The following is a 9,734-nucleotide window of genomic DNA, read 5'->3' as shown; positions in this document are numbered from 1 at the left end:
TAGACTACTTCTTAAGTCTAGTCTAAAATGTACAACATGTCTAGCATGTCTGATGATTTGTTGTCCTATCTTTTACTCTCTTCTCTGTGCCTTCTGCGCCTCTGTGGTAAAAAAAATTATATTCATTGCACAGGCAAGATGCCTGTACCACCCTCCCCCTCGCTCAAAGGAGGAAAAAGCTAATTATCAAAGCCAATATTTGTAAAAGTGTTGCTCCCCTCCCCGTTGCGGGGAGGGGTTCTTGGATTTGTGTGTACACGGTAGCCGAATTTCGGGGGGGATTACAATTTCCGAATACCCTTTTCTATCCCCTCACACACACCCGTCAAAAAATCCAAATCCAAAGTATCAATAGTATCACTCGCCTTATGGTAATGAGGATTTCGCATATTCGCGGTATCGGTAATCATTATCGCGGGATAACCTGCATCCCAAAATGGCGCATGGTCACTGCGTCTTGTCTCCCGCACAATCAAACCACGATTAGGTACAGGCAACCACTGACTTGATACACCAACTTTACGTATACATCGACTGATACATATTAAGTCACGTAAAGTTCGCCAGTTACCAATTAACGCGATAAAGTCACCTTTATTTGGATAAATTTTATCTAACGGCGCCGGATACACTTGTGAATTAGATGTTTTTACGCAATACCCTAACATTTCCAGTGAAATCATTAACCTTAAAGGTTGTTGTTCTTCTTTTAGCTTCGCTGCATAATCAGCACTTCCTAATAAGCCATACTCTTCCATATCAAATGCAACGAGTCGCAAAGGATATTTAGCTGGCTCAGTAGCGAACATGCGCGCGAGTTCGAGTAATACTGCTACACCCGTAGCGTTATCATCGGCGCCAGGAGAACCTGGTACAGCATCATAATGAGCGCCGATTAAAATTGGTGGCAAGCTAGCCTTTTCAGACTCCGCCTGACAAGGTAAATTCAATATGAGATTGCTACAGTTTTTAGCACCAACTTTGAAGGTGTGGATTTCCACACTTCCCCATTGGGCAAATGAAGTTTGAATGTACTGCTGGACAAAGAAATGTCCACCCGATGCTATGTATGGGTCGCGGTCGCGAACAATTTGATTCAGGTGAGTAATAAGTTGCGTCTTCAGGTTCACAGAGTCTTAGGAGGAAAAAAGGAAAAGGGATATATATTGAATCTATGTGTAGCAGCCTTCTGCCTTCATTTTTTCGAGTGCAAGATACAATAAGTCAAGCTAAGGTTTCTAACGAAACAAATAGTTTTATTAAGATAGATTAGGAGAACAGTAACGCATGGGCAAGGTAGTCGGCATTGACCTGGGTACAACCAACTCAGTTGTTGCTGTCATGGAGGGTGGCAAGCCGGTGGTGATTGCCAATGCTGAAGGAACACGCACAACCCCCTCCGTTGTTGGCTTTAGCAAAGACGGTGAACGAGTTGTTGGACAAATGGCACGGCGCCAAACCGTTCTAAACCCACAAAATACATATTTCGCAGTTAAGCGCTTTATTGGACGTAAGTATTCTGAACTTAGTCCCGAATCGAAGCGCATTCCTTACACAATTCGCAAAGACGAAGTTGGTAATATCAAAATTGTATGTCCCCGTTTGAGCAAAGATTTCTCTCCCGAAGAAATTTCATCAATGATTTTGAAGAAATTGGCAGACGATGCTAGTCGCTATTTGGGAGAAAAAGTAACTGGTGCAGTTATTACAGTTCCTGCTTATTTTAACGATTCGCAGCGCCAAGCTACGCGCGATGCTGGCAGAATCGCAGGTTTGGACGTTTTAAGAATTCTTAACGAGCCAACTGCTGCATCTTTAGCTTACGGCTTAGATAAAGGTCGTAGCGAGACTATCTTGGTGTTTGACTTGGGTGGTGGTACTTTTGATGTCTCTGTGCTGGAAGTTGGAGATGGTGTTTTTGAGGTAAAGTCCACTAGTGGAGATACTCAGCTAGGTGGTAATGATTTTGACAAAAAAATAGTTGATTGGTTGGCTGCAAAATTTGAAGAAGAACACGGTGTAGATTTACGACGCAGTGACCGCCAAGCTTTACAGCGTTTACTCGAAGGCGCCGAAAAAGCCAAAATCGAGCTTTCTGCCGTTAGCGTTACTGATATTAATTTACCCTTTATCACCGCTACCGAAGATGGTCCTCAGCACATTGAAACACGGTTAACTCGCTCTGAATTTGAAGGGTTATGTGAAGATTTATTAATGCGAGTACGAACACCTGTTAAACGTGCGCTTCGAGATGCTGGTTTGCGTCCTGATGATATCGACGAAGTGGTATTAGTGGGTGGTTCGACGCGGATGCCAATGGTAAAAAGGTTAGTCGAAGATTTAATTGGTATTGAAGCCAATGAAAATGTTAACCCTGATGAAGTTGTGGCAATAGGCGCCGCTATTCAAGCTGGTATTATTGGCGGTGAACTTAAAGACGTTTTACTACTCGATGTCACACCACTATCGATAGGGTTGGAAACAATAGGCGGTGTAGCTAAGAAATTAATTCCCCGCAATACTACAATTCCCGTTCGTCGTTCGGATATTTTCTCTACATCAGAAAATAACCAAAACACTGTGGAAATTCACGTAGTTCAAGGTGAGCGAGAAATGGCGGGAGATAATAAATCCCTTGGTCGTTTTAAGCTTTATGGTATTCCCCCAGCACCGCGCGGTATTCCCCAAGTACAAGTATCTTTTGATATAGACGCTAACGGGATATTACAGGTAACAGCCCTCGACCGCACGACTGGACGCGAACAAAGTATAACTATTCAAGGCGCCTCGACATTAAGCGAGTCAGAAATTACCCAAGCTATTCGCGATGCTGAGAAATTCGCCGAAACCGACCGTCAACGTAAAGAAAAAGTCGAAAAGCGTACTCGTGCTGAAGCATTGATTTTACAGGCAGAACGTCAACTGCGAGAAGTAGCTCTAGATTTTGGAATGCAGTTTGCCCGCAGTCGGCGCCAACGTATTGATAATATATGTCGTGAACTGCGTGAAGCATTGCAAGCAAACGATGACCGAGGTATCGACCAGTCCTACGCTGACCTTCAAGATGCGTTGTCTGAATTGAACCGCGAAGTGCGTGCGTACTACGCTGATGATGAAGATGATGATTTGTTCGGCACGATTCGCGACATCTTTACAGGTGGCGATAAAGACGACCGAGATAATCGTGATTATGGCCGAGATTATGGTCGCGACTCTAACCGTGACTACGGTAGGGACTATGGTCGAGACTCTAACCGTGATTATGGTAGAGACTATGGTCGAGACTCTAACCGTGATTATGGTCGTGATTCAAATCGTGATTCAAATCGTGATTCTGGGCGTGATTATGGTCGAGATACTGACCGTGATTATGGTTCTTCTGGAAGAAATTCTGATAGAGATTCAAGAAATGATTACGGTAGAGGAGGACGTTCGGACTTTGGTAAACCTCCTGACTCGCGTCGCGACCGCCCAAGCTATCGAGATAACTGGGATGATGACGATGATGATTGGCTGTAATTATAGAGTGATGGCGGGTTTTCCCGCCTTTACGTTATATTAACTATCTGCTACTCGTTAATTATGTAGTAATTCAATGCTACGTAATAAATTTTCTATCCTGAACGAGTAAAACTTTATAGTCTTATGACTTACGCATAAAAACCTAGAAACCTGGTTTCTTCGTTGATAGCATGTAATAAAAATGGTGATTTTGCGTAGAAACCAGGTTTCTTTGCGTCCTAAGTCTCTATTTATTGGTCTGATTATTAGTCTAAATAGAAAAATCGCTCATAAATTAGCTAAACACCTAATTATGTCACTCAATTTGCAGAATTTTCGAGATTATTACGAAATTTTAGGAGTATCCAAAGATGCGTCATATGAAGATATTAGGAAAGCTTATCGAAAATTAGCGCTTCAATTTCATCCTGACCGCAACCAAGGAAATGAGCAAGCCGCAGAAAAATTTAAAGATATTAATGAAGCTAAAGAAGTTCTTTTAGACGAAGCTCGACGCGCGCAGTACGACGAATATTGTCGTCATTGGAAGCAAAAGGGTTTTACAAGCAAAACTCCAAAAAGCGCCACTTGGGGAGGTAGTAATAAAAATAATCGTAGTAATGGTACTGTAGACCCTGGTCAATACAGTAGTTTTGATGATTTTATCAACCAAGTTATTGGTGTTGGCGCCACTAGTAAAGAAACAAGAACGGCTTCTAATGGCTACACAAATGGTAACAGTGACCCGTTCCGCAATACAAGAAGCAAAGTGTCTTACAACGCGAAGGAACGACCGCAGCGTCGTGATATCGAAGCACGTTTAACTATTCCGCTTGCTAAAGCTTATCAAGGTGGTTTAGAACGAATTCGTCTTGAAGATGGACGCTCGTTGGAAGTAAATATGCCTGCTGGTATGGTGACTGGTCAAACGATTCGACTACGTGACCAAGGTATAAACGGCGGTGATTTGTACTTAAAAATAACAGTTGAGCCAAATTCACAATTTAAACTTGAAGGTTTAAATATATTGTGCCAAGTTCCCGTTACTCCTAGTGAAGCTGTGTTGGGTGGACAAATAGAGGCGCCAACGTTAGATGGTCCAGTTAAAATGTCAATACCTAGTGGAGTACGTTCGGGTCAAAGATTTCGTTTAGCTAATAAGGGTTATCCTAACGAAGCTGGTAAACGTGGAGACCAACTCGTTGAAATTCAGATTGTCACTCCTAGAACTATCAGCGACCAAGAACGCGAACTGTATGAAAAGTTACGACAAATTGAGACTTTTAAACCACGTGCTGACTTACTTTAATGCTCTTAAAAAGTGAAAGTGGTTCTTACGGCGCCAATTACAACATCATCATTGTTAGAGTTATGGTCAGGCGCCGTCAGCCAAATTAATCCGGGTGTAATAGTAATATTATCAGTGAGTTTGTATTGGTAAAAAGCCTCTAAATGATATGAAGTGTCTTTGTCTGGAGATAGTTCGTTAATACTGGAACTTGTTACTTTTGGTTCCATACCTAAAATAATCCCTACTAAACTTCCTTCTTTACCCAAATCAGGGAATGTTAAAGTTAGTGCATAGTTCCAAATGTCAGCACTTCCACGGTCAATTGTACCTGCTGCTGTTGAAAGGTTGCGAGTGTTTGTATAGCCAACCCAGCCACCTAAAACAAATTTATCGCTAATCCCCAAAGATGCTTGGACACCATATGAATTACTAATAATTGGCACTCCTAGTTTTGATAATGGATTTGCTTGATTGCTACCCGTTCCTGTTTCCTGGTTGTAAGAATTAATATAAGTTAAGCCAACACTTGAGCGTTTGCTTGGCTTAAAAGTTAGCTGTGTTAAAAAGCCATAACCTCCGTTAAACAAACCATTTTTAGCCGTGGAATCATTTGCATCGTCTGCTAAATAACCCAAACTTAGTTCCAAAACCTCACCAAATTCGTGGGTAATTCCTAATCCTGCACCATCTAAATGGTAATAAATTGGGTTGCGCGTACCAAACCTCGATAAGGCGCCAAACGCAGCTTCTCCATCTAATATATTAACTGTATCGGTTATTTCTTCTGCATCACCTTCATTAGCAATAGCTATAACAGAAGTTTTTTCACCTAGAGGGAACTCATACGCAAGTAAGTTAATAACAGCATCAGTTGTACCATCATCTCTGGTAAAGGAAAAGCTACCTTCGGGTGTACCAATGTTGGGGTTAAGTAAATTATTGGCTTGAATTCTAGTGGTGAGTAAATCTTTTCCAGTAAAACTAGTTTCAAAATTAAGACGCGCGCGCAATCCTAAAGTTGTATTATTTTTAACGTCTTCACCATTAACTGTATTAGCTGCCACCACATCAGTCAATGCCATGATGACTTCACCATCAAGTTTAGTTGTTGTAGAAAATTGTGAAGCTTCCAACTGAGTAGTTTTGGTTTCTAATACATCTACACGACCTCGCAATGTCGATAATTCAGTTGCAAACTCTTCTTGTAACCGTTGCAACGTAACTAAATCTTCTTTACGTACTAAATCGGTAGTCGCAGTATTAATTAGCTCATTTACTCTATCTAAACAAGCATTTACACCAGCAGCAAATTCGTAGCGCGTCATTGCTCGATTACCTCGGTAGGTGCTATTAGGATAACCAGCAATACAACCATAACGTTCCACCAATGACTGTAGAGACTGAAATGCCCAATCAGTCGCTTGTACGTCTGATAATTGGGATACAGAAGTTACTTGCTCGGCACTTACTGATTGAATATTAGTGCCATGATTAGCATTTACAGAAGTACTGTAAGCAAGCACCCAAAAGGCGCCAAAAAATGCTGGAGCAAATTTTGCTACGCTACAAATTATTCTCAACATTTTAGATTTATATCTGTTGAATACACTTATACGAAAATAGCTGCTTGTTTATTGTCTTGTCAAATTTATAGCAGTATAAATTATTTACGATAAATTATCATTTCAATCAAAATAGATATTATACGGTTTTTTATACGTAATTTTAACTATATATGAAATTTTAGAACACAATTTATACGCAATTATACTAAATATGCAATTACTGCATAGAATTTTATCTAGTATCGTATTCAATGAATATTTTTATGGTATGGAAAAAAAATAAAGCTTTGATTTTTGTAAAATTGAAAATTATGATATTGGTAGAGGTAGATATTTAAAGCTTATAAAGTAAGTGTAGAAATAGTAATTATTAAAACACTAAATAATTTAGCCTAAATTCTATTGCTGTAACAAAACGTAATAGATGGGGAATAATAGTCACAAAGTGCTTCTCTATTTAGTGAGCTACGCCAATTATATACAGTTTTAGTATCGTGCCCTTACCATATCAAAACTGTCTTAACGGCAAATTTTACCTCACACAATTGACAACCACTACATAAAACTTAATTTAAACAGAAATGATTATCAAAAAATTTAGCAAATGGTTCATAAAACTGAAGGTTGGACAAAAAATCAGTTTTGGTTACGCTATTAGCTTGGGGTTAATCATTGTTGGTACAGTGTCAGGATTAGGAGTGACGCACTACTATCAATATCAAGCTCAAACTATTGAGGAAGATGCATTAGAAGAATATCAACTTTTAACCCGCTTGCAAATTGACTTTTTGCAAATGCGCGCACGTAAATATGAGTTGATCGCTCTGCTTACAAAGCCTGAAGAATTAAAGAAACAGTATACTATTTTTTTGCAGTACCACTCAGACTTTAAAAATGCATGGAAAGAGTTTGAGGAATCAGAGGGAGCAACGAAAAATGAAGAAAATGAATTACCGGGTGAAGCTGAAGGAAGAAAGAAATTTATTGACAAATATGGAGAGGTAACAGAGACTTATTTACAAAAGCTTGATGTACTGCTGCAAGAAATTAATCTTCTTGAATTCAAACCAGAAAAGACCGAAATAGTTCGTACAGAACTTCAGAAATTTGATGATAATCCTGTGCGTATGCAGATGACCTGGTTCTCAGAAGATTTGGTAGAACTCATCAAATTTGCGGATACGGAATATAACATGGCACAAAAGGCTATGGAAGCTGCCAGGAAGTTACAGTTACAAATAATTGCCATCATTTTGCTGCTTTCAGGAGTAGTTGCAGTGGTTTTAGCAGTGACCACAACTCGTGCGATTGCTCATCCAATTAAAACCCTTACCGAAATATCTCAGCAAACTATCCAAGAGTCAAATTTCAATTTGCAAGTTCCGATCAAAAGTGATGATGAAATCGGTATATTATCTTCTTCATTCAATCAGCTAATAGTTCGGGTAAAAGAACTTTTAGAACGAGAGCAAGAAACTAATGACAAATTAGAGTCAATTAACCAAACTCTAGAACAAACAGTTGCAGATAGAACTCAAGAATTGATGTATAAGAACGAATATCTCTTGGAAATTGTCAAACAGTTACATGACACACAAATCCATATGGTGCAGAGTGAAAAAATGTCTGCTCTGGGTCAAATGGTAGCAGGAGTTGCACATGAAATCAACAATCCAGTCAATTTTGTTCACGCTAATCTTGATTATATTGAAGAATATACTCAAAATTTATTGCAATTAATAAAAATATATCAGTCTAATTACCCGAATCCATCAAAAGCTGTTCAAGAAACTATTAATACTATCGAACTTGACTTTCTAGTAGAAGACTTAGATAAAATTATTAGCTCAATGAAAGTAGGTACAAATCGCATCCGTGATATAGTAGTAAGTTTGCGTAGTTTTTCCCGCTTAGATGAAGCTGAACTTAAAGCTGTAGATTTACACGAAGGTATAGACAACACCTTAATGATTTTAAATCACCGCCTTAAGGCACAAGCTCATCGTCCTGTTATTGAAGTTGTGAAAGAATATGGTCAACTACCTTTAGTTGAATGTTATGCAGGACAGGTAAATCAGGTATTGATGAATTTACTTTCTAATGCTATTGATGCCTTGGAAGAGTCAGCCGCTAATAACAAAAAATTGACAATCTGGATTACTACCGAAGTTAATAAAGAAAATCGTGTGTTAATTTCAATCGCCGATAATGGCTCAGGTATTCCAGAAGATGTTCGTGCAAAATTGTTTAACCCATTTTTTACTACCAAACCAGTTGGTAAAGGAACGGGCTTAGGTTTATCTATTAGCTATCAAATTATCACAGAAAAGCATCGCGGAAGAATTTGGTGTGAATCGGCGCCAAGTCAAGGAACAAAGTTTATGGTTGAGATTCCTGTATCATCCCTCTGTTAAGCTTTGATAGCTTTAAAATAGTAAAAAGTATTGCTATTCATCCACACACGATTCGTACCTGTCGGGAAATGCAACAACATAGCGAACCAACTTATTACGCATTGCTAGGACTGCATCCAAGTGCGTCAGTAATTGATATTCGACGCGCATATCGTGAACTTAGTAAGCTATACCACCCAGATACTACTGAGTTGCCAGAGAAAGTTGCTACAGCTAAATTCCGGGAAATCAATGAAGCTTATGCCACTCTTAGCAGTCCAGAACGACGGTTAAACTACGATTTTAAAATTGGCTATTCGCGTTTTGGGGTTATTCAGGCGCCTGCCGATTTAAATCGTCCATATAATTCTTACGATTGGAGTAAGTCAGCTTATCTTGACGCTACCGACCGTCCGCTTTCAGGTGGCGAACTTTTTGCACTCTTCATCCTAGGACTGACGTTTGTAGGTTGCTTGTTACTTGTTGTTGTGGTCGGTTTAACGCGCGGAGATAGTGCATTTGTTTCTATTAATCAACAACCTGTTTCTGTTGAACAACAAGTTACCAAATTACCTGCATCAACGAAACCATATACATTAAATAGCCGTTTATAAGCTAAAAAAGATAATAATTGTAATATTAGTGTAGTCACAATACTGGTGTTTTTATCCTCAGTACATAACTTATGTCTCAACTTTCTCCTGACACGCCTTTATACAGTCATCCCTTGCCAGAAATTGAACAATGGTTACGCGACCAAGGTTGTGAGCAAGACAAGCGCGAACTACATTGCTGGCGCCTAGAACAAACCAACTGGAACGCGGAATTATGGCTTGATGTCGAACAAATTACGGTTCGATATATCCAAGCTGGAGAAAATGGGCAAGATATTCAACGGTCGTTTAAATATTCGCTCTCTCGTCAAGATGTTGAACAAGCAGTGTTTGCTGGTCCTTAAATATATGTAGAGACGTGATTAATCAC

At 39.5% G+C, this 9,734-nt stretch carries 7 protein-coding genes; 5 read left to right on the top strand and 2 right to left on the bottom strand.

Features of this window, described 5'->3' with window-relative positions:
• Nucleotides 1–281: 281 nt before the first annotated feature.
• Entirely contained in the window at nt 282–1,130 is an 849-nt protein-coding gene (locus DSM106972_RS43900) for a M28 family peptidase (RefSeq protein ID WP_127086620.1), read from the bottom strand.
• A gap of 157 nt (nt 1,131–1,287) precedes the next feature.
• On the opposite strand from DSM106972_RS43900, the gene dnaK reads away from it, so the two are divergent.
• On the top strand, nt 1,288–3,519 hold the full coding sequence (gene dnaK, locus DSM106972_RS43895; RefSeq protein ID WP_127086619.1) for a molecular chaperone DnaK: 2,232 nt from the start codon (nt 1,288–1,290) through the stop codon (nt 3,517–3,519).
• 295 nt (nt 3,520–3,814) lie between these two features.
• The gene (locus tag DSM106972_RS43890; RefSeq protein WP_127086618.1) at nt 3,815–4,810 is read left to right on the top strand and encodes a DnaJ C-terminal domain-containing protein; all 996 of its coding nucleotides are present in this window, start codon (nt 3,815–3,817) and stop codon (nt 4,808–4,810) included.
• A gap of 5 nt (nt 4,811–4,815) precedes the next feature.
• Here the strand turns inward: DSM106972_RS43890 and DSM106972_RS43885 are convergent, their stop codons facing one another.
• Complete coding sequence (locus DSM106972_RS43885; RefSeq protein ID WP_127086617.1) at nt 4,816–6,375, bottom strand: iron uptake porin; 1,560 nt, start codon at nt 6,373–6,375, stop codon at nt 4,816–4,818.
• A 563-nt stretch (nt 6,376–6,938) separates the two neighbouring features.
• Here DSM106972_RS43885 and DSM106972_RS43880 point away from each other — a divergent pair.
• From DSM106972_RS43880 to DSM106972_RS43870, 3 genes are all read left to right on the top strand, one after another.
• Entirely contained in the window at nt 6,939–8,771 is a 1,833-nt protein-coding gene (locus DSM106972_RS43880; RefSeq protein ID WP_127086616.1) for a sensor histidine kinase, read from the top strand.
• 68 nt (nt 8,772–8,839) lie between these two features.
• Nucleotides 8,840–9,364, top strand: coding sequence for a J domain-containing protein (locus DSM106972_RS43875; protein ID WP_127086615.1), 525 nt, complete (start codon nt 8,840–8,842; stop codon nt 9,362–9,364).
• A gap of 71 nt (nt 9,365–9,435) precedes the next feature.
• A complete protein-coding gene (locus tag DSM106972_RS43870; RefSeq protein ID WP_019491693.1) occupies nt 9,436–9,708 on the top strand; it encodes a DUF3143 domain-containing protein in 273 nt (90 codons plus the stop codon).
• The last annotated feature ends 26 nt before the right edge of the window (nt 9,709–9,734 follow it).

Origin of the sequence: Dulcicalothrix desertica PCC 7102, from assembly GCF_003991905.1 — a bacterium.
Lineage (GTDB): Bacteria > Cyanobacteriota > Cyanobacteriia > Cyanobacteriales > Nostocaceae > Dulcicalothrix > Dulcicalothrix desertica.
This window is presented reverse-complemented; position numbering and strand designations above follow the sequence as displayed.